The 18,921-nt window shown below is 69.7% G+C and carries 18 protein-coding genes; 7 read left to right on the top strand and 11 right to left on the bottom strand.

Annotated elements, in window-relative coordinates; genetic code table 11:
- Positions 1 to 23: 23 nt before the first annotated feature.
- Positions 24 to 554, bottom strand: coding sequence for a hypothetical protein (locus BHS09_RS21135; protein ID WP_140792619.1), 531 nt, complete (start codon positions 552 to 554; stop codon positions 24 to 26).
- A gap of 161 nt (positions 555 to 715) precedes the next feature.
- Here BHS09_RS21135 and BHS09_RS21130 point away from each other — a divergent pair, with 161 nt between their 5' ends.
- Positions 716 to 1,996 carry a lipoprotein N-acyltransferase Lnb domain-containing protein gene (locus BHS09_RS21130; RefSeq protein ID WP_237079740.1) on the top strand — a complete coding sequence of 427 codons (1,281 nt, stop codon included), beginning with the start codon at positions 716 to 718 and terminating at the stop codon, positions 1,994 to 1,996.
- A gap of 18 nt (positions 1,997 to 2,014) precedes the next feature.
- Here the strand turns inward: BHS09_RS21130 and BHS09_RS21125 are convergent, their stop codons facing one another.
- A complete protein-coding gene (locus BHS09_RS21125) occupies positions 2,015 to 3,349 on the bottom strand; it encodes a sensor histidine kinase (protein ID WP_140798734.1) in 1,335 nt (444 codons plus the stop codon).
- Between the two features lie 19 nt (positions 3,350 to 3,368).
- Between BHS09_RS21125 and BHS09_RS21120 the strand changes: the two genes are divergently transcribed.
- Positions 3,369 to 3,923, top strand: coding sequence for a response regulator (locus BHS09_RS21120; RefSeq protein ID WP_237079739.1), 555 nt, complete (start codon positions 3,369 to 3,371; stop codon positions 3,921 to 3,923).
- An 8-nt stretch (positions 3,924 to 3,931) separates the two neighbouring features.
- On the opposite strand, the gene BHS09_RS21115 is transcribed toward BHS09_RS21120, so the two are convergent.
- The 5 genes from BHS09_RS21115 to BHS09_RS21095 form a co-directional block, all read right to left on the bottom strand.
- Positions 3,932 to 4,489, bottom strand: a complete 558-nt coding sequence (locus BHS09_RS21115; RefSeq protein ID WP_140798731.1) for a type 1 glutamine amidotransferase domain-containing protein — start codon at positions 4,487 to 4,489, stop codon at positions 3,932 to 3,934.
- Positions 4,490 to 4,630: 141 nt separating this feature from the next.
- Positions 4,631 to 5,836, bottom strand: a complete 1,206-nt coding sequence (locus BHS09_RS21110) for an ABC transporter permease (RefSeq protein WP_140792612.1) — start codon at positions 5,834 to 5,836, stop codon at positions 4,631 to 4,633.
- Positions 5,837 to 5,863: 27 nt separating this feature from the next.
- Positions 5,864 to 7,312 (bottom strand): efflux RND transporter periplasmic adaptor subunit, encoded by a 1,449-nt coding sequence (locus BHS09_RS21105; protein WP_140798730.1) that lies wholly within the window; start codon positions 7,310 to 7,312, stop codon positions 5,864 to 5,866.
- Positions 7,313 to 7,357: 45 nt separating this feature from the next.
- A complete protein-coding gene (locus BHS09_RS21100) occupies positions 7,358 to 8,104 on the bottom strand; it encodes an ABC transporter ATP-binding protein (protein ID WP_140798728.1) in 747 nt (248 codons plus the stop codon).
- Complete coding sequence (locus tag BHS09_RS21095) at positions 8,101 to 9,396, bottom strand: TolC family protein (RefSeq protein WP_140796541.1); 1,296 nt, start codon at positions 9,394 to 9,396, stop codon at positions 8,101 to 8,103. The genes BHS09_RS21100 and BHS09_RS21095 overlap by 4 nt, the downstream gene beginning before the upstream one ends.
- A 538-nt stretch (positions 9,397 to 9,934) precedes the next feature.
- Here BHS09_RS21095 and BHS09_RS21090 point away from each other — a divergent pair.
- On the top strand, positions 9,935 to 11,176 hold the full coding sequence (locus tag BHS09_RS21090; protein WP_140798727.1) for a two-component system sensor histidine kinase NtrB: 1,242 nt from the start codon (positions 9,935 to 9,937) through the stop codon (positions 11,174 to 11,176).
- 3 nt (positions 11,177 to 11,179) lie between these two features.
- On the top strand, positions 11,180 to 12,532 hold the full coding sequence (locus BHS09_RS21085) for a sigma-54-dependent transcriptional regulator (protein ID WP_140798726.1): 1,353 nt from the start codon (positions 11,180 to 11,182) through the stop codon (positions 12,530 to 12,532).
- A gap of 62 nt (positions 12,533 to 12,594) precedes the next feature.
- Here BHS09_RS21085 and BHS09_RS21080 read toward each other — a convergent pair whose 3' ends face one another.
- A complete protein-coding gene (locus BHS09_RS21080) occupies positions 12,595 to 13,188 on the bottom strand; it encodes a hypothetical protein (RefSeq protein WP_140798725.1) in 594 nt (197 codons plus the stop codon).
- A gap of 31 nt (positions 13,189 to 13,219) precedes the next feature.
- Between BHS09_RS21080 and BHS09_RS21075 the strand changes: the two genes are divergently transcribed.
- Positions 13,220 to 13,756: a tetratricopeptide repeat protein gene (locus tag BHS09_RS21075; protein WP_140798723.1), complete on the top strand. Its 537-nt coding sequence runs from the start codon at positions 13,220 to 13,222 to the stop codon at positions 13,754 to 13,756.
- A gap of 34 nt (positions 13,757 to 13,790) precedes the next feature.
- On the opposite strand, the gene BHS09_RS21070 is transcribed toward BHS09_RS21075, so the two are convergent.
- Positions 13,791 to 14,558 carry an ATP-grasp domain-containing protein gene (locus tag BHS09_RS21070; protein WP_237079738.1) on the bottom strand — a complete coding sequence of 256 codons (768 nt, stop codon included), beginning with the start codon at positions 14,556 to 14,558 and terminating at the stop codon, positions 13,791 to 13,793.
- Between the two features lie 158 nt (positions 14,559 to 14,716).
- On the opposite strand from BHS09_RS21070, the gene BHS09_RS21065 reads away from it, so the two are divergent.
- Positions 14,717 to 15,517 carry a 4'-phosphopantetheinyl transferase family protein gene (locus BHS09_RS21065; protein WP_140792597.1) on the top strand — a complete coding sequence of 267 codons (801 nt, stop codon included), beginning with the start codon at positions 14,717 to 14,719 and terminating at the stop codon, positions 15,515 to 15,517.
- On the opposite strand, the gene BHS09_RS38625 is transcribed toward BHS09_RS21065, so the two are convergent.
- Both BHS09_RS38625 and BHS09_RS21060 read right to left on the bottom strand, forming a co-directional pair.
- On the bottom strand, positions 15,514 to 15,672 hold the full coding sequence (locus BHS09_RS38625; protein WP_161604899.1) for a hypothetical protein: 159 nt from the start codon (positions 15,670 to 15,672) through the stop codon (positions 15,514 to 15,516). The genes BHS09_RS21065 and BHS09_RS38625 overlap by 4 nt on opposite strands.
- A 39-nt stretch (positions 15,673 to 15,711) precedes the next feature.
- Complete coding sequence (locus BHS09_RS21060) at positions 15,712 to 18,117, bottom strand: endonuclease MutS2 (protein ID WP_140800729.1); 2,406 nt, start codon at positions 18,115 to 18,117, stop codon at positions 15,712 to 15,714.
- 75 nt (positions 18,118 to 18,192) lie between these two features.
- Between BHS09_RS21060 and BHS09_RS21055 the strand changes: the two genes are divergently transcribed.
- Positions 18,193 to 18,921 (top strand): tetratricopeptide repeat protein, encoded by a 729-nt coding sequence (locus BHS09_RS21055; protein ID WP_011554192.1) that lies wholly within the window; start codon positions 18,193 to 18,195, stop codon positions 18,919 to 18,921.

Here is an 18,921-nt window from a genome sequence, read left to right as displayed (position 1 = left end):
ACCGGGCTGTTCCCACGGCGACGTCACAGCACCCAGGCTCGCCGGGTGTTCACGTCGCTCTTGAAGCGGTGGTAGGGGTTGCCGGAGTCCTGAACGATGATGGCCTCCGTCCCGTCGTCCAGGATGGCGGTGACCCGGATGTCGTTCAGGTTCCAGTTGTCACCCGTCTCAAAGGGGTTTGACTGCCCGGATTGAAACCGGATCGCGAACTCGCGCATGTTGCCGTAGAGGACGCCCAGGGGGAGTGCGATTTCCACGGTGCGCGTCGACCCGTTGGGCCAGTTCGCTCCGTTGTTCAGGTTCTGGCTGATGGAGTGGTGGGAGACTTGGTTGTTGATGGTCACCGTGTAGCTGAACTCAGCGAAGGCGTTGCTCGCCTTGCGCAGGTCGTCGCTTCCGGTGACAACGCGGACACGAAGGTGCGTCACCTCTCTGTCACCATCCATGGCGTGTGCCTTGCCAGGGGTCATGACGAGCATGGCCACGGCCAGGGTGGCCGTGAAGGCAGCCAGGAAGCGCCTGGAATACGTGTGCGGGTTGTGGGTCGTGTTCATGTGGGGCTTCTCCTTGCCAATCCAGGGATTGGTGTGTGTGTCATTGACTCGGTGCGCGAGGCCCGCGAGCCGATAGGGACCCTGTCGCGACGCGCTTCGCGTGAACACTGCCAATCTTTTTGCACTGCCCTGACCCCGCGGGCGTGGGGCATTGCGGTGGGATGGCGAGACACGCGGTGCTCATCCTGGTCGTGGCCCTGTTCCGCGCAGCGGCGTTCGCCGCGCCCTCACCCGAGGGCTTTGGTCAACATCCCGAGTCGCTGCGCATCCGGTTGGTGACCATTGGCCCAGGCGCGGACATGCACCAGCGCTTCGGTCACAGCGCGCTGTGGGTCGAGGACGCGCGCCTGAAGACGGGCCTCCTCTACAGCTATGGCACGACGTCCATCGCGAATGGAGGACCGGTTCGCTTTCTCCTGGGCCGTCCGACGTTCTGGGCGGCGCGCCTGTCCGTGGAGCGGAGCTTCTCGCTGTACCGCGCGATGGCGCGGTCCATTGACGTGCAGGACCTCGCGCTCTCGGTGGAGCAGCGTCAGCGGCTCCTGGCGCGGCTGGAGCGCGACGTCCAACCCGCCTCGCGCGAATATGCCTATCACCCGCTCAGGGACAACTGTGCGACGCGCGTGCGGGATGTCCTTGATGAGGCATTGGGTGGCGCGCTTCGGGAAGCGCTCGCGGCGCCGGCGCGTGCCACCCAGCGAGAACTCCTCCGGCGATACGTCCAGACGCATCCGGTGTCGGAGCTGCTCCTGATGTTATGGCTGAACGACGCCGTGGACGCGCCCGCGACCCAATGGGAGGAGGCCTTCCTTCCTCGGGAGTTCGCCAGGCTGCTCATGGGGGTGTCCTACGTGGATGGCTCCGGCAAGCGCATCCCGTTGGTCAGGCGCGAAGGGGCTTCGTCCTCGTCCATTGCCGTGGCTGCTCCTGTCGGCGCTGGCTGGGAGGGGGCCGCCGCCTGGGGACCTGGCGCTGGAGGTGCGGTCCTGGCCGTCCTCCTCGCGTTCCTGCGCGGACGCGGCACGCACCGGGTGTTCCAGATTCTCTTTGGCCTCTATCACGCCGTGTTCGGGCTCACGCTCGGCGCGGCGGGCGTGGCGCTGGGTGGGTTGATGCTGTTCTCCAGGCTCGACGTCATGCAGCGCAATGAGAACCTGTTGCTGGCCAATCCGCTTGCGTTCGGGTTGCTTCCGCTGGGCCTCCTGATGATGACCGGCAGCGAGCGCGCGGAGCGCTGGGCACGCCGATGCGTCTGGCTGCTCGTGGCGGGCTCGCTGCTCGCGGTGGTGCTCAAGCTCTTGCCCTCCTTCGACCAGGACAACCGCGGGCCCATGGCCTTGTGGCTGGTGGCGAACCTCGGACTGGGGCTCGCTCACGCCTGGCGGTCGCGCCGGCCGACCGTGGCGCTCGCGCTTGCGAGGCGGGGCCTGCTGCCGGGCTGAGCGAAGGTGCCCGCTGAGCTACCCGTTGAAGGGCAGCGTGACTTCGACCCGCGCGCCTCCCTCGGGCGGGTTGCAGGCGCGCAAGGTGCCGCCGCTGGCCTCGACGAGCCCGCTCACCAGGAGCATGCCCAGTCCAGACCCCTGTGGCTTGGTCGTGCCGCCCCGGGGCCGCTCTCCCTCCAGCAACCCCGGCCGGAAGCCCGGTCCGTCATCGCTCACGCTGAGCAGGACGCGGTGCAGCGCCGGGTTCGGCTCCACGCTGATTCGAACCGTGCGCGCGCCTTGCTGGCCATCGCCTTCACAGGCGTTCACGAACAGGTTGGTGACCACATGCGTGAGCCCGCGCTCTCCGCCGACAATCCGGACGCTGACGTCGTTGGCGGCGGCACGCGCCAGGCCCGCTGTCTCTGCCAGTTCGAACCGGACCCGGGAGAACCTCGCCTGGACGACCTCCATGGCGCGGCGCAGCGTGGCGCCCACGTTCACCGCTGTCGCGTCTTCAATCAGGGTCAGCTCGCTCAGCGTCCGGGTCTTCACGCTCTCGATGAAGCTGCTCAGCTCACCCAGGTCCTGCACCAGGGCGCTCGCATGGCCGGGCGCGCTGGCGCCCATGGGCTCGCGGAGGAGGAGGTCGGCGCGGAGCCTCGCCGCGGACAGCAACGTGCGCACGTCGTGGTGCTCGCGCAGCAGCGTGCGCAGGTTCGTACGCGCGCTCTCGATGTGGGCACTCGCGGTTCCGGCCTTGAGGACCAGCCGCCGTGCGATGCCACAAATCACCGAGGCGAAGACTCCCGCGCTGCCGATGAAGATGAACAGGAGCATCAGCTCCTTCGCCCCGTAGGTGGACTGCCCTGCATTGACGTGGAAGTCGACCGCCGTCAGGCCCGCCATCAACAGGAGGTTGGCCGCCGTCCCAATCCAAGCGGCCGCGGGCGACAGCCGCAGCGCGGTGATGAAGGCCACCGCGATGGCCGCCGCGGGGTCAGGCATTCGCAGCAGGCCGGTGTAGTGGGGGCCATGCCAGAGCACCGTGGAGAGGAGGGACGCATGGGCGAAGACCGCGTCCAACACCGTGGAGGCCACGAGCAGCTTCGCGCCGAACATCCGCCGCCGAGCCGCCCACAGCGCCATCGCCGACACCACGATGCTGCCCAGCAGCAGGGGAAGCTGGAGCAATGCCGCCGCGGCGCCGCCCTCTGCGTGGGCGCCACCCAGTGCCAGGAAGCGCGTCAGGATGAGGGCACAGAAGACAATCCGGACCCCGCTGACCAGCGCTTCGCCCTCGTTCGAAGCGTCGGACAGCACCCGCTGCGCCATCTGCTCCAGCGCCAGCGGTCGAGGACTCTCAGGCATTCATGGTAAGTTGCCATGGGTGGGGCGGGTCCGACATCTCCTGGTCGTCGAGGACGCCACGCGTCTGGCGCGTGCGATCGAGGAGGCGCTGCGCTCTCGCGCCGAGCGGTGCACCCATGTGGCTTCGATCGCCGCGGCGCGTCAGGTTCTCCGGAGTGATGCGCCCGACGCCGTCATCCTGGATGTCAGCCTTCCGGATGGGGACAGCATCGAGCTGCTGGCGCCGCTGTGTGAGCTGGAGCCGCTGCCACACGTCATCGCCATCAGCGGAACGGCGACGGCGGAGCAGGCCTTCCAACTCGCGCAGGAGGGCGTGCGTGCCTTCCTTCCCAAGCCGCTGGACCTCGCGCGGCTGGAGGCCGTCTGGCTGGAGACGCTGGCGCGTCCCCCCGATCTGGTCACCGCGCTGCGGGCGAGCGCGGGACGGGTGCCTCTGCACGGCTTCGAGAGCCTCGTCCGCGACACGTTGGTGGACGAGGCCCTGGCGAAATCCGATGGGAGCGTGCGCGGGGCCGCGAAGCTGCTCCACATCTCGCGTCAGCTCCTCCAGCACATTCTCAGCGGCCGGAAGTAGACGCCACCTCAGGTGCGTGCTTCCCGCTCTCCTCGGGCGCCCGCGCCCTTCAGGTCCTCGATGATGGCGCGGCTGAAGTCCTCGAGGTCGTCCGGCTTGCGGCTGGTGATCCAGTTGGCGTCCCGCACCACCGCCTCGTCCTTCACCTGGACATTGGGGATGCGGCGCAAGTCATGCTGAATCGTCGTCCACGCGGTGAGTGTCCGTCCGTCCAGGATGTCCGCGGAGATGAAGAGCTGGGGCCCGTGGCACACCGCCGCGATGAGCTTGCCGCGGTCATCAAACTCCTTCACGAACTGGACGAAGCGCTCGTCGGCCCGGAGGTTGTCGGGAGAGTGCCCGCCGGGGATGAGCAGCATGTCGAAGTCCTGCACCTGGACGTCGTCGATGCTCCGCTCCACGCGGAACTTCTCCTTGCCTTGCTTGCCGACGACTTCCTCTCCGGCCTTCTTTCCGATGAGGACCACCTCGTGGCCCTCCGTGCGCAGCTTGTCGTAGGGAACCCGCAGCTCGGAGTCCTCGAAGCCGCTCCCCACGATGCACGCGATTCGCTTGCCATCCGCCATGTCGTCCCTCCTCGAGTCAGGCCCGCAAACATGTGCACCCTGTGAAGTCCCGGCCCGGAAGAGGAGGGCTTGAAACGCGCTCGGGCGCCGTGCCCGCCGCCTCCTCGGCGGGCGGGCTGGCGCCCGAGGCCAGGACTCCGGCTACTCGTAACGGAGCGACTCGATGGGCGCGAGGCTCGCCGCGCGCCGCGCCGGCCAGATGCCGAAGAACACGCCCACCGTCGCCGAGAAGGCGATGGCCACGATGATGGCCTCCGGTGCCACCACCACCGTCCAGCCCGCCACGCGCTGGAGCATCGCCGCGCCGCCAATGCCCAGCAGCAGGCCCAGCGTTCCTCCGGCCAGGCACAGCACCAGGGACTCCACGAGGAACTGGAGCATGATGTCCATGCCGGTGGCGCCCAGCGCCTTGCGCAAGCCAATCTCGCGCGTGCGCTCCGTCACCGACACCAGCATGATGTTCATGATGCCAATGCCTCCCACCAGCAGGGAGATGGCGGCGATGCCGGCCAGCAGCAGGGAGAACGTCTGCGTCGTCTCCTGCATGGTGTTGAGCAGCGAGGCCTGGTCGCGGATGTTGAAGTCCGCGGGCTGCTCCGGGCGCAGCCGGTGCTCGCGCCGGAGCTTCTGGTCGATCTCCGCCATCGCGTCGTCCATGGACGTGTCGCTCACGGCCTGCACCGCGATGGAGCGGATGCGGTCGCTGCCCATGACGCGGAACTGCGCGGTGGACAGCGGGATGTAGAGGCTCTCATCCGGGTTGTTGAAGCCCTGCGCGCCCTTTTCGGCCAGCACGCCGATGACCTCGAACGGAATGCCCCGGATGCGGATGGACTCGCCCACCAGGGACGCGGTGTCCGTCAGGCCCAGCTGCGCACCGGCCAGGGCGCCCAGCACCACCACCCGGCGCCGGCCCTTGTCCTCCGCGTCCGTGAAGAGGCGGCCGTTCGTGATCTGCCCCTGGTTGACGCGGAAGTAGTCCGGCCAGGTGCCCACGACGGACAGGTTCGCGTTCTTCGCGCCGTACTCCACCTGGAAGCGCGACTCGATTTCCGGCGCCACGGCCTGGATGTGGCGCGCGTTCTCCCGCAGCGCCTCCGCGTCGTCGATGGTCATCGACGCCTGGGCGCGAATCATGCCGCCCGTGAACGCCTGACCCGGGCGCACCGTGAGGACGTTGGTGCCCAGCCCCTGGAGCCGCTGGGCCACTGAGCGCTGCGCCCCTTCGCCCAGCGCGACCATGGTGATGACGGCCGCGATGCCGATGACGATGCCCAGCATGGTCAGCAGCGACCGCAGCTTGTTGGCGAGGACCGCATCGAATGCGACCCGGATGATTTCACCCATGACGTGTCCTCCTGATGGACCTGGGGGTTAGCGCGGCCCGCGCGGGCCACCACCCGCGCCGGGAATCACGCCGCCCGACATCTGGCGCATCCGCTCGGTGGTCTGCTTCTGCTGCTGCTGGAGCTTCGCCACCGTGATGAGCACCACCTTCTCGCCATCCTCCAGGCCGCTCACCACTTCCGTGCTCTCCCAGTCACTCAGGCCCAGGGTGACGCGCCGGGGCTGCGGACCGGTGGGGCTCTGCACGAAGACGACTCCCTGCCGCGTGTCCGTCGCGCCCTGGACATCCTCGCGAGCGCGGCGGCCCGCGCGGCCCTGGCCTCCGCCGCCCTGGCCTTCACCCATGCCGCCCTGGCCCCTGGCGGGCACCGCGCCCGGCCCGGCGCCATTGGCCACCGCGGCGGTGGCGCCCACGCCGGCTTCTCCCACGGCCGACACCGTCGTCGGTCCGGACGGCGCGCCCGGGTGGCTCGGGGCTCCCGGCGGCCGCATCACCGCGCGCAGCGCTTCTTCGGAAACACCCACCGCGGAGGCCGCGGTCCGGGCGTCCCGCACGCCCACCACCGCGGTGTTGGGCACGGTGAGGGCATTGCGGCGGCGGGAGATTTCAATGGCCACTTCCGCGTTCATGCCCGGCCGCAGCAGGCCGTCCGGGTTGTCCATCCGCACCAGCACCGGGAAGAGGGTGACGTTCTGCTCCACCAGGGCCTGCGGTTCGATCTTCACCACCTCGCCGATGAAGGTGCGGCCCGGGTAGGCCTCCATGGTGACGCGCGCCTTCTGGCCGGGCTTGATCTGCCCGACGTCCGTCTCGTCCACCTTGGCGCGCACCTGCATCACCGACAGGTCCGCCATCTTGAACAGCGCGGTGCCACCGGACACGTTGTTGGTGGCGGAGGCGATGATGACGCCCGGCTGGATGGTCCGCTCCAGGATGGTGCCGGGGCTGCGAGCGATGATGGTGACGTCCCGGCTGCGCTCACGCGCCAACTGGAGGTTCGTCTCCGCCCGCACCTTGGTGGCCCGTGCCGTCGCCGACGCGTCCACGGCCGTCTCGTATTCCTGCTGCGTGACGTAGCCGTCCTTGCGCAGCGCCTCCATGCGCTGGCGCTGGGCCTCCGTCGTGTTCAGCCGCACCCGCGCGGACTCCAGGTCGGCCTGGGCCTGCGCCAGCGCGTTCTGCACGTCGCGCGGCTCGATTTCCGCCAGCAGCGTGCCCTCGGCAACGGTGTCGCCCGTGTCGTAGTGGACCTTCAGCACTTCACCGGAGGCCTGGGATTTCACCTCCACGACGCGCAGCGGCTCCACCAGGCCCGCGGATTCGGCCACCACTTCCATGTCCCGGCGCTCCACCATGGCCACCGCCGCCGAGCGCTCGTTCTTCTTGGGCTCCTCGCCGCGCTGGGTGACGTACACCCCCGCGCCGAGAAGGAGCGCCGCGCTGCCTGAGATGATCCACTTCTTCGTCTTGCTCACGACGACCTCCCGTTCCCTGTCCCACGCAGCGCGCGTGGCGAAAATTCAGTCCCGATTTCGCTCGTCCCGCTCGATGACGCCGTCCTTCAGGAACAGCACCCGCTGCGCATGCGCCGCGATGTCCGATTCGTGGGTGACGAGCATCAGCGTCTGACCCTGGCTGTGCAGTTCGCCGAAGAGGGCCATGATCTCCTCACCCGTGCGGCTGTCCAACGCGCCCGTGGGCTCGTCCGCCAGCAGCAGGGCGGGCTGCGTCACGAGCGCGCGGGCAATGGCCACGCGCTGGCGCTGACCGCCGGACAACTCGTTGGGGCGGTGGTCCTTGCGCGCGCCCAGGCCCACCTTGTCCAGCATCGCCGCCGCGCGCTCGCGGCGCTCCTTCTTGGGGATGCGCGCGTAGATGAGCGGCAGGGCCACGTTGTCCAGCGCGGAGGCGCGGGGCAGCAGGTTGAAGCTCTGGAACACGAAGCCCAGCTCCCGGTTGCGGATGCGGGCCAGCGCGTTCTCCGACATGCCCGCCACCGGCTGGCCGTTGAGCCAGTACTGGCCTTCACTGGGGACGTCCAGGCATCCGATGAGGTTCATGAAGGTGGACTTTCCGGAGCCGGACGGGCCCATGACGGCCACGTATTCGTTGCGGCGGATGGTGAGGTCCACGCCGCGCAGCGCGCGCACCACCTCGGAGCCCATCGTGTAGTCCTTGCGCAGGCCCTCCACGCGGATGACCACGTCGGAGATGTCCCGCGCCGGGCCCGCGCCCGCCTGCTGCTGGGGGTTGGTGGACGTGCTCACAGCGGCCTCCCCGCGAGCGCTTCCAGCTCCGCGCGCGCAATCCGGTAGTCGAAGCGGGAGGCCACCAGGTTGATCTCCGCCGTCACCAGGTTCTCCTGCGACGTCAGCAGCTCGATGATGGTCGTGGCGCCCAGCTTGTAGCGCTCCTGCTGCACCTTCAGGTCCTCCTGGGCCACCGCGACGGACTCCGTGGCCAGGGCGATGCGGTTCGACGCCAGCTTGAGCTGATTCAGGGATGTCCCCACGCTCGAGCGCAGCGCGCGCCGGGTATCCGACAGCGTGGCCTGGGCCACCGACGCCTGCGTCCGCGCACTCACCACGCGCTCCTCGCGAACGAAGCCGTCGAAGATGGGGTAGGACAGGCCCATCCGGACCGACCAGCTCGTGCGGCCTCCGTTGAAGGCGGGCTCGTCATTGAACCAGTCATAACCGCCGGAGAGACGCACCGTGGGCAGGTAGGACGACCTGGCCACCTTCACGCTGGCTTCGGCCGCCCGAAGGTCCGCCTCCGCGGCCTGGATGGACGGCGCCTGGGCGGTGATTTCGTCCGTCAGCGCCTCGTCGGTGAGCGCGAAGGTGGACACGTCCTGGAGCTCCAACGGCTGGGCGTCCACCGGGCCGTCCTCTCCGATGAGCCGGCCCAGCGACAGGGTCGCGGCGGCGTGCTGGGTCTGCGCGGAGAGCAGGGCCTCCTGCGCGGAGGTGAGGTCGTACTTCGCCCGCAGCACGTCGGAGCGCGTCGCCGAGCCCACCGCCAGTCGCCGATCCGCGGCCTCCGCGTTCTGCTTCGCGCGCTCGATGCGGGACACGGCGACCGCTTCCAGGCCCCCGGCGCGCAGGACTTCGTAATAGGAACGCTCCACGTCGAGCACCGCGGACGCGCGCTGCGCGATCAGTCCGGCCCGGGCGGCGCTGGAGCGCGCCTGGGCCTGCTTGCTGGTGGCGCCGCGCTGGCCACCGGTGAAGACGTTCCACGAGGCCGACAAGCCGGCGCTGTACGTGTCGCTGGGGGCGTTGAACACCGCGCCCGTGGTGGGGTCCAGGCGCTGGCTGCTGGCCAGGGAGCTGTTCGCGCTCGCGGACAGGTTGGGCAGGTAGGCTCCAAACGCGCTGCGCTCGGCGGCCCCCGTCGTGGTGACGGTGCCGGCGGCTTGCGCCACCTGGGGGCTCGTCTTCAGCGCCCGGGCGATGGCCTCCTCCAGGGAGACCGTCGTCATCGTCGTCGTTGCCTGGGCCAGACCCACGCCGGGCGCCGTCACCAGCCCGAGGAAGCCCAGGGCCAGGGCCGTCATCCGGTAGGGTTGCCGCTTCCACCACGGTGTCTGTGCGTTTTTCATCGCAAGCCGGGCCATTGCATTTGCCTTGCCACGGTCCAACCCCTGGAAATGTGGAGGGAAAGTGGCGCCGGGCCTGCGGGAACCGCAGTGCGAGTGCGGATTCCGCATGCGATGCCGGCCATCTCCGCATGCACGCCTCGAGGTCTCCCTCGGGTTCACGTGCGCGAGCCTGAACAGCGGGCCTGGGCCCCGTGATTGCACAGGGCGGGGGCGACATGTGGGCGCGCCGAGGTTTCGCGCCTGCTCCTTCGCCCTGCCAGCGGCCACGTGGCCGCCCTCCACTCCCAGGAGAACGCCCCATGCCTCCTCTCATGCTCGGACGACCGACGGCTCCCGAGGCGCGCGGCGCCGACAGAAGAGAGTGCGGATTCCGCACTCCGCATGCAGAGTTCGCAGCCTGTGGAGGTGTGCGATGGAGTTGGAGTCCCCACGGCGGAGGTCGGCGGTGAGCGGCGCTCCCTGGTGGCGGCCGCTTGGGCCTCGAGCGCCCTGGGTGGCGGCGGTGCTCATGTGCGCGGTGCTGATGTCCGCGGCGCTGTTCATCCGGAACACCGCGCTGGAGTCGTCCGCCCTGGTCACCCGGGGCATGGCCAACGTCATCATGGTGGCCGGCTTCGAGGCCTTCCGCGACACGGAGGGGCTCCCGGACCCGTCCGCGCTGAACACCTTCCTGGCATCCCACCGGGAGGGCGGCCTGCGCTACGTGGCCGTCATGGATGACGACCAGGTGCTGGCGTCCGCCGGGGAGGTGAAGCTGGGGCGGCTTCTCTTCCATGAGGGCTCGCCGCTGGTGGTCGAAGGGGCGCGCGCGCGCCTGGTCAGCCGCCTCCGCCGGCCCCGCCCTGCCTTCGGTCCCCTGACACAGCAGGAGGTCCGCGCCATGTCGGAGCAGGGTGATTCCCAGGAGCCGCGCAAGCACCTGCGCATGGTCTACGAGTTCGAGCCGCTCACCGCCCTGGCGTTGGAGTCGCGCTCGCAGCGGCTGCTGGGCGTGGCGGTGGCCTCGTGCGTGGGCATCCTGGCGTTGGCCTTCGCCTTCTCGCGCTCGTTGGCGCAGCGGGAGGCGCTGTCGGAGGAACTGGAGCGCGGCCGGCGGCTCGCGGCCCTGGGCACCATGTCCGCGGTGCTGGCGCATGAGTTGCGTAATCCGCTGGCGTCGCTCAAGGGCCATGCGCAGCTGCTCGCCGAGCGCGTGGAGCGTGACGCCGTCCTGGCGCCCAAGGCGGACCGGGTGGTGTCGGAGGCCGTCCGGCTGGAGCAGTTGATGAACGACCTGCTGGGCTTCGTGGCCAGCGGTGAGCTTCGCCGCGTGGAGGCGGACCCCAACGACGTGCTCCGCGCGGCGGTGGAGAGCACGGGAGCGGCGCGTGTGGAGGCTCGCTATCTGCCGGACCGCACGCCCTGGCCTCTGGACGCGGGCCGGTTGCAGCAGGCGCTGGAGAACGTGCTGCGCAACGCTGTCCAGGCCAGCCCCGAAGGCCAGCGCGTGGAGGCGACCGTGGAGCGGCAGGACACGTTCCTGGTGTTCACGGTCAAGGACCACGGGCCCGGCATCGCCGAGGAGGAGGAGGAGCGCATCTTCGAGCCCTTCGTCACGGGCCGCGTGCGCGGCGTGGGCCTGGGGTTGGCCATCACCCGCCGCATCGTCGAACTGCACGGTGGCACGGTGAGCGCGCGAAGCCATGCCGGTGGTGGCGCGGAGTTCCGTCTCACCGTTCCCGCGAGAGGAGCCTGAGCCATGGCGCGAATCCTGGTGGCGGATGACGAAGAGGGCGTGCGCTCGTTCCTCGCCGAGGCGCTGGAGTACGAAGGTCACTCGGTGACCATGGCCGCCGACGGCGAAGAGGCCGCGCGGCTGATGGCGAGGCAGGGCGTGGACCTTTTGCTCACGGACCTGCGGATGCCCGGGATGGACGGGCTGACCTTGCTGCGCAAGGTTCGCGAGGAGCAGCCCGACGTGGAGGTGGTGGTGCTCACCGCCGTGGGCACGGTGGAGAGCGCCGTGGCGGCGATGAAGGCGGGCGCCTTCGACTTCCTGCTCAAGCCGGTGGGCAGCCCCGCCGAGCTGCGCCTGACGGTGGCGCGGGCCCTGGAGCGGCGCGCGCTGCTCAACTGGAAGACAGAGGCGCGGCAGTCGGCGGGCGAGGTGGAGCTGAGCTGGGGTGCTCCCGCCATGCACCCGGTGGTGGAAGCGCTGCGGAAGGTGTCGCCCACGCAGGCCACGGTGCTGCTGGTGGGGGAGAGCGGGACCGGCAAGGAGGTGACGGCGCGGGCCCTCCACCAGTGGAGTGAGCGCGCGGACGGCCCCTTCGTGGCCGTCAACTGCGCGGCGCTGACGGAGACACTCCTGGAGAGCGAGCTCTTCGGTCACGAGAAGGGCGCGTTCACCGGCGCGGTGGCCCAGCGGCGCGGCCGCATCGAGCTGGCGCAGGGAGGCACCTTCTTCCTGGATGAGGTCGGCGAGCTGAAGGCCGAGCTCCAGGCCAAGCTGCTGCGCGTCCTCCAGGAGCGCCGCTTCGAGCGCGTGGGTGGTACGCGGACCCTGGAAGCCGACGTGCGCTGGGTGGCGGCCACCAACCGCGACCTCAAGGCGATGATGGCGCGCGGTGAGTTCCGCGAGGACCTCTACCACCGGCTGGCCGTGTTCCCCATCCGGCTGCCGGCCCTGCGCGAGCGGCGCGAGGACCTGCGGCCGCTGTCGGAGCTGCTGCTGCGCCGCATCGGCGACGAGCTGGGTCGTCCGGGCTTGCGTCTGTCACCGGAGGCCGTGGCGCGGCTGGAGGCGTTCACCTGGCCGGGCAATGTCCGCGAACTGCGCAATGCGCTCGAGCGTGCCGCCATCCTCGCGGATGGGCCGGTGGTGGAGCCTCGGCACCTGTGGCTGGATCCAACGGGCGCGGCGGGGCCCGTGGTGGATGCGCCCGTCTCGGAGGGGGGCCGGCTTCCCAGCCTGACGCTGGAGGAACTGGAGCGACGGGCCATTGAGCAAGCCATCGCGGACGAGGCGGGGAACCGCAAGCGTGCCGCTCAGCGGCTGGGGATTGGCTTGCGGACGCTGTACGACAAGCTGCGGCGCTACGAGTCGCCTTGAGCGCATCGAGCGGCGCGGAGGAGAGACTCCGCGCCGCGCGCCCCGGCAACCTCAGGCGGGGTTCACGGAGGGCCGTTGCCCTGCCGCTTCGAGTTCAGCTCCACCGCGGTGGCGTAGATCTGCGCCCAGGAGCGGTACTTGAAGCGGTTCATCGCGCCCTTCTGGTCGTTCGCGTAGTCGAACATGTCCTTGCGGAAGAGGGCGTCGGCGGCCTTGCGCGCATCGGGGCCGAGAGGCGTGCCCTTCTTGTCGAAGTAGCGCAGCAGGTCGTAGCCGTAGTCGTGCGTCTTGGCCGCGGGGTCGAACTCCTTGTCCGGGCCGATCTTCAGCGGGACGGACGCGTAGCCCAGCGGGTCCTGCATCCGCTGACCGTGCGGCGTCTGGATGGCGTAGGGCTTGTAGCCGATGACCTTCTCGAAGTCCGCCGGGGGAGGGCGGGCGCCGGTCAGGTACTCCGTCATCAGCTTGCCGTGGTCGCCCGCGGGTGCCGCGCCCACCTTCGCCGTGCGCTGGAGCGCCGTCGTCGTGTTGCTGAACGAGTCCTTCTGGTGGATGGCCGCGGGGACCGCGGCGGCGTTTGGCTTCTCCGCGGCGGGCGACTCCGAGGGGGAGTTCGCTGGGCGGCGGGCCGAGACGGGGGCGTTTCGAACGAGCATGATGAAGTCCGGGGGATAGCTTCCTCTCAGTTTGTCGCAGTTTGTAGACTTGAAGTTGCGTGGAAATGACCGACGCACCGCGTGGTGCCAGGAGAACTCAGTGGGAACGGACCTTTATCGCGACGGAATGGCCCGGTTGGACGCAGGGGATGTGGCCGAAGCCCGCCGTCTGCTGGAAGAGGCGCTGCGCAAGTCCCCGGGCGACGTGGCGGTGATGCACGGATTGTCTCGCGTGTTGGATCTGGCGGGTGAGCGCGCACGCTCCGTGGAACTCCTGGAGCACGCCCATGCCCGGGCGCCGTCGGAGCCGGGCCCGGCGCACGACCTGGCCATGGCACTGCTGGAGCGGGAAGAGGACGCACGAGCGGTACAGGTCCTCACCCCTGTGCTGGAGGCCCACCCCGACGACACGCGGGCGCACCTCTTCATGGCCATGGCCCTGGCGAAGTCGGACGCCGCGCGTGCTCGCGTTCACACCGCGAAGGCCCTGACGGACTCGGATCCCGACGTGAAGCTGCAGGCCCAGGCGCTGGATGACGTGCTCGCGGAGCACCAGCGCGTGTCCTGAGCCGCGACACGCGCGGAGCGGTGCCCGGACCGCGCTACCAGGGCATCGCTTCGATGGCGTCCACCATCTTCGCGACGTCGTAGGCGTAGAAGCCCGCCGCGTTGAGGTTGTTGAGCTCCCCGACGTATAGGTCGCTGTCGTGCATGAAGACGTCCAGGACGTAGGCCCGGTCTGGCGTCCAGGTGTCGGCCATGGCCTGGGCGAAGGCACGCACGTCGGGCTCGACCTCGGGAGACGAGGCAACGCGGTCCCCGAGCTTGTACCGGCTGCCGGTGATGACGCGTCCGTCGACGACGACCATGCGGTACTCACGCTGGATGTGTTTCAGCGGGCTGACGGCCACCCAGGTGTCGGCATCGACCGTGGCGCCTTCGCCCAATGCGAGGGCGCTCGCACGCCACGTGCTGAAGTCGTCCCACGTGGTCACCATTCCGGAGAAGGACTTGTCGTCCAGGCAGGGGCGGATGAAGAAGGGCCCCTCCCTCGGCGGAACGTCCCCGAAGCGGTGGACCTGGGCATCGGCGTTGAGCAGGTGGTGGCCCAGTTGCTCGCGCCAGATCCGGAAGTCGAAGTTGTCGTTGAGGAACGCGCCCGGCGTCCAGCCTCTCCGCTTCGCGTAACGCGTCAGGCTGAGCGAGCCCATCACGATGACGGGCCCGTCGACGTCGACAGTCGGCTCGACACCGCCATCGAACGGGATGACCTTCACGACGGTGTGCGGAATCTCGCCGCGCCGCAGCACGCCGAGCAGCGTGTGGAAGCCAGGCTCGTTGAACAGGTTGTGCTGGACGACCCAATGCATGGTGGCCTCGGAGAAAGGCGTCGGGACGTTCGCGGTGTGCGCCAACTGACGGCTTTCCGCGTGAGCCGGGTATCTGACGACATTGCCATGATTTCACCCTGGGCCAGGGGCTCGGCTGTGATTGAGGTCCCGGGCGGGTTGACACAGAATCCAGCGCCATGACCGGCTCTGACCCTCACGACCCGCTCGGACTGGAGTCCTCCGCGACGGTGTCGCTCGGCATGGTGCGCCACGGCGTGCCGGTGCCGGCGGTGCTGGCCTGTGTCCATCAGGAGTCCGCTGCGGCCATCAACGATGCGCAGTTGGCACTGCTCCATCCGAACGAGCGGGCGCGACTGGACGGCTTTCGCGCGGACTCGCGACGGCTCGGGTTCTTCTTGGGGCGCTACGCAGCCAAACGCGCCATCAGCGGGCTCGGCGTCCAGGTACCGATGCACGCGGTCGAAATCGCGCCCGGTGTCTTCGAACACCCGGTGGTCAGGGGCGCGGGAGGGGATTCGCCCGTGGTCTCCCTCAGCCACGCGCGCTCGGTGGCGGCCGCGGTTGCGTGTGGGCCGGAGCACATCGTTGGCGTCGACGTCGAGCAGCTCTCTCCCGAACGGACGGACGTCTTCGAATCAGTGATGCCGCAGCGCGAGTTGGCCATGGTCCGTCACGCGCCCGGCGGCGGCGAACTGGCGGCGAACGTCATCTGGACCATGAAGGAAGCTCTCTCCAAGGCCCTTCGTTGTGGGCTCACCGCCCCGTTCGAGGTCCTGGAGGTCGACGCCTTCGAGGGGCATGTCGCGGGAGGCTACGGCTGCCTCTTCCGCAACTTCGCCCAGTACCGCGCCCGTGCCTGGGTGCTCGGCGGGTACGTGCTCGCGGTGGTGTCTCCCAAGCACTCGCTGCTCCATGTCGCACCGGCGGACCTGGAGCGCATTCGCCAAGTGTTTGGTCGCGACGGGTCTCGAAGCTAGGCCACCAGCTCCGGCGCCGCGCCTGACATGCGCTGGCGCCAGCGCATCTCCAGTGCTTCAAGCTCCAGCGCCTGGGCGTGGACACCGCGGAGTCGCTGGCGGTCGCGCGGGCTGGCCTGACAGACGAAGGGCCGGAGGCGGCCATTTCCAGCCACCTCCAGCCCTGGATGCTTCAGTCCGTATCGCGGTTGCGGTCAGGCGCGCAGGGCGACCACTGTCACCCCGTCGCCGCCTTCGTGGCCCTCACCCGGCCGGTACATGCGGATGTACGGAGACGCGGCCAGGTAGTCACGGATGGCCTGCTTGAGCGCCCCCGTGCCATGGCCGTGGATGACGAGCGCGGCGTCTTCTCCGCTGCGCATGCCGCGGTCCAGGAAGGACTCCAGCTCCGCCAGCGCGTCGTCCGCGCGCATGCCACGCACGTCGCAGCGGAAATTGGTGGCCTCCACCTCGGCGGGGGCCGCGGAGGCCGCACGCTTGAGTGCCACATCCTGCTTCTGACGCTCCGGGAACTTCGCCTGCTGCGGCTTGCGCGTGCGCGCGCCCGACAGCTCCGTGGTGGGTACGCGCATCTTCAGCGCGCCACCCGCGGACACCACCGCGTGGTTGTCCGCCAGCTCCAGGATTTCCACGTCGCGGTTCAGCCCCGAGTGGTGCACCCAGGCGCCCACCTTCAGGTTGGCCGGGCCGGGTGCCTCCACCTGGAACAGCTCCGCCTTGGCGGCCAGGGCGCGCTTCTGCGCCTCGTCCGCGCGCTGCTGGAGCTGCTGCCGGGCCTCGGCGAGGGCCTTCTCGTTCTGCTCGGAGCGCAGCTTCGTCAGCAGCTTCTGCACTTCCGCCGCCGCGTGCTCGCTGGCCGCGTGTACGTCGTCGTTGAATTGCATCATCCGGGCGCGGCGCTCGCGCTCGAAGGATTGCTTCTGCTTCTCCAGGTCGGCCCGGAGCGCCTCGGCCTCCTGGGCCGCCACGCGGGCGCGTTCCAGATCCTCGTAGAGCTTGCGACGCTCCTCCTCGGCTGCCGCCAGCGCCTTGGTGAGCGGACCGCCGGCGTTGGCGGACAGCTCCCGGGCGCGGTCGCACACATTCTGGGGCAGGCCCACGCGCACCGCCATCTCGATGGCCGACGACTGGCCCGCGGCGCCAATCTGGAGCCGGTAGGTGGGGGCCATGCGCTTCGAGTCGAAGCCCACGCGCGCGTTGAGGAAGCGCGGGTCCATGTGCGCCAGCGCCTTCAGCTCCTCCAAGTGCGTGGTGACGAGCACCACCACGCCCTTGGACATCAGCTCCTCCAGCACGGCGATGGCGATGGCCGCGCCCTCGCGCGGGTCGGTGTCCGCGGCGATTTCGTCGATGAGGACCAGCGAGCCCTCGCCCACGGCGCCGATGATGTCGCGCAGCATCACCACGTGCGCGCTGAACGTGGACAGGCCCTGCTCCAGGTCCTGCGCGTCACCCACGGTGGAGTGGACGGAGCGGTACAGCGGCATCCGGGAGCCTTCAGCCACCGGAATCGGCAGGCCGGCGCGGAGCATCAGCGCGCAGAGGCCCACACCTGTCAGCGTCACCGTCTTGCCGCCCGCGTTGGGGCCGGAGACGACCAGGGCCTTCGCATCGCCCGTGAGCGTCACGTCGTTGGCCACCACCTCGGAGCCCTTGAGCACCAGGCGCGGGTGGCGCAGCTGCCGCAGCTGCATGTCCGTGACGTTCTCGAAGGCCGGCATGCTGGCGCCCAGGTCCGCGGAGAGGATGGCCACGGATTCAGCCTCGTCCAGCTCCGCCACGGCGTCCAGGCCCTCCAGGATGCGCTCCGACTCCCGGCCGAGCTGGTCGCTCAGGGCCTGGAGCACCTTGCGCTCCTCCTCGGTCACCTCCGACTGGGCGATGGCGAGGTCGTTGCCCAGGCCCACCATGGCCTGGGGCTCCATGAAGAGCGTCTGGCCCGTCTGGCTGGCGTTATGGACGATGCCGTCCACCTCCGAGCGGTAGTTGGCCACCACCGGCACCACGTAACGCCCGTTTCGGAGCGTGTAGTAGTTCTCGCGAAGTTTGGGGAGGAAGGTCTCGTCGTGGAGCAGCTCGTCGAGCCGCGACTTGATGCGGCGATGGAGCCCACGTGCCCGGTCCCGGGCTTCGCGCAGCTCCGGGCTGGCGCGGTCGGAAATCTCACCGTCCGGTTCGAAGCACTGGTCGATGCGGCGGGCCAGCGGCTCCAGCGAGGGCATCCGGCGGGCAATCTCCACAAGCCGGGGGACGCGGGCCCGGCGTTCGTCCAGCGCCTCGCGGGTGCGGACGAAGGCGAACAGGAGCTGCGCCGAGTCGATGAGCTGGCGGGGCTCCAGCATTCCGCCCTTGGCCGCATGGCCGATGGGCGTGCGCACGTCCGTCACGCCACCCAAGGGGAGGGAGAACTGCTCCTGGGACAACGCGCGGGTCTCGGAGACGAGCGCCAGGGCCTCCGCCACGGCCTCGGGAGTGTCCAGGAAGGGCCGGGCGAGCACACGCTCCCTGCCGGGCTCGGTCCTGCAGCGTTGCGCCAACGCGCGGAGCACGTCCGCGAAGCCCAGGTCTTCCAGCGTTCTTTGCGATATCTGCACGGTCATGGGTTTCATGCGCGGCCGTCTGGCCGTCAAGAGGATCTATTGAGGCGCCCGGGTCGGCTCTGCTATCAGCCGCACATGAGGTGGGTCATCCTGGTGGCTTTGCTGGCGGGCGCGACTGACGCAGCGGAGCCTTCTGCCCTGACACCGGCCTCGTCACGGACGGTGGTTTCGCTCCCGGAGGCCCTGGCCCTGGAAGCGGATGGGAATGATGTGGGCGCCCTGGCCGCGCTGGAGGCCCTGGTCCGGGCCCAACCCGCGTGGGAGCTGCCCCGGTTGGAGATGGCCCGGCTCCTGTTGAAGACGGGAGGCGCGCTGGAGCAGGCGGAGTCCCACCTGAACGCCGCGCTCCAGCAGGCTCCCAACAATCCCCGCGCCTGGTACCTGCGGGGATTGTTGTGGGAGGAGCGGGATGACCGCCGGCAGGCCGTCCAGGCGTACGAGCAGGCCGTGCAGCTGCGCGCCTCCTACGAGGAGGCCCGCTTCCGGCTCGGGACGCTCTGGCTGGACATGGGGGACCTGCTCAAGTCGGAGTTGCACCTGCGTTACCTGGCACGGCTGAAGCCGGAGTGGGTGCAGGTGCGCCTCCAGCTGGCGGAGGTGCTGGAGAAGCAGGAGCGCCTGCTGGACGCGGAGAAGGAGCTGCTGGCGGCGCGAGGCTTCCAGCCGGCCAGTCCGCTGGTCCTCCGGCGGCTCGCCGACTTCTACACGCGCACGGGGCGGCCCCAGCTGGCGGAGCGGGTCCGCGCGGCGCTGGAAGCCCCTCCGAAGCGGCGAATGCGTGACCTCAAACCATCACGTCGCTGA

Source organism: Myxococcus xanthus (genome assembly GCF_006402735.1).
GTDB classification, from domain to species: Bacteria; Myxococcota; Myxococcia; order Myxococcales; family Myxococcaceae; genus Myxococcus; species Myxococcus xanthus_A.
The sequence above is the reverse complement of the archived record's forward strand: the minus strand, read 5'-3'. Positions and strand labels throughout refer to the sequence as shown.

Bases quoted from the DNA above. Each gene is read 5' to 3' on its own strand.
- BHS09_RS21115 (WP_140798731.1), bottom strand. From the start codon at position 4,489: ATGGCGGATGGCAAGCGAATCGCGTGCATCGTGGGGAGCGGCTTCGAG.
- BHS09_RS21130 (WP_237079740.1), top strand. From the start codon at position 716: ATGGCGAGACACGCGGTGCTCATCCTGGTCGTGGCCCTGTTCCGCGCA.
- BHS09_RS21055 (WP_011554192.1), top strand. From the start codon at position 18,193: ATGAGGTGGGTCATCCTGGTGGCTTTGCTGGCGGGCGCGACTGACGCA.
- BHS09_RS21110 (WP_140792612.1), bottom strand. From the start codon at position 5,836: ATGGGTGAAATCATCCGGGTCGCATTCGATGCGGTCCTCGCCAACAAG.
- BHS09_RS21070 (WP_237079738.1), bottom strand. From the start codon at position 14,558: ATGCATTGGGTCGTCCAGCACAACCTGTTCAACGAGCCTGGCTTCCAC.
- BHS09_RS21125 (WP_140798734.1), bottom strand. From the start codon at position 3,349: ATGCCTGAGAGTCCTCGACCGCTGGCGCTGGAGCAGATGGCGCAGCGG.
- BHS09_RS21060 (WP_140800729.1), bottom strand. From the start codon at position 18,117: ATGACCGTGCAGATATCGCAAAGAACGCTGGAAGACCTGGGCTTCGCG.
- BHS09_RS21135 (WP_140792619.1), bottom strand. From the start codon at position 554: ATGAACACGACCCACAACCCGCACACGTATTCCAGGCGCTTCCTGGCT.
- BHS09_RS21080 (WP_140798725.1), bottom strand. From the start codon at position 13,188: ATGCTCGTTCGAAACGCCCCCGTCTCGGCCCGCCGCCCAGCGAACTCC.
- BHS09_RS21085 (WP_140798726.1), top strand. From the start codon at position 11,180: ATGGCGCGAATCCTGGTGGCGGATGACGAAGAGGGCGTGCGCTCGTTC.
- BHS09_RS21065 (WP_140792597.1), top strand. From the start codon at position 14,717: ATGACCGGCTCTGACCCTCACGACCCGCTCGGACTGGAGTCCTCCGCG.
- BHS09_RS21095 (WP_140796541.1), bottom strand. From the start codon at position 9,396: ATGACGGCCCTGGCCCTGGGCTTCCTCGGGCTGGTGACGGCGCCCGGC.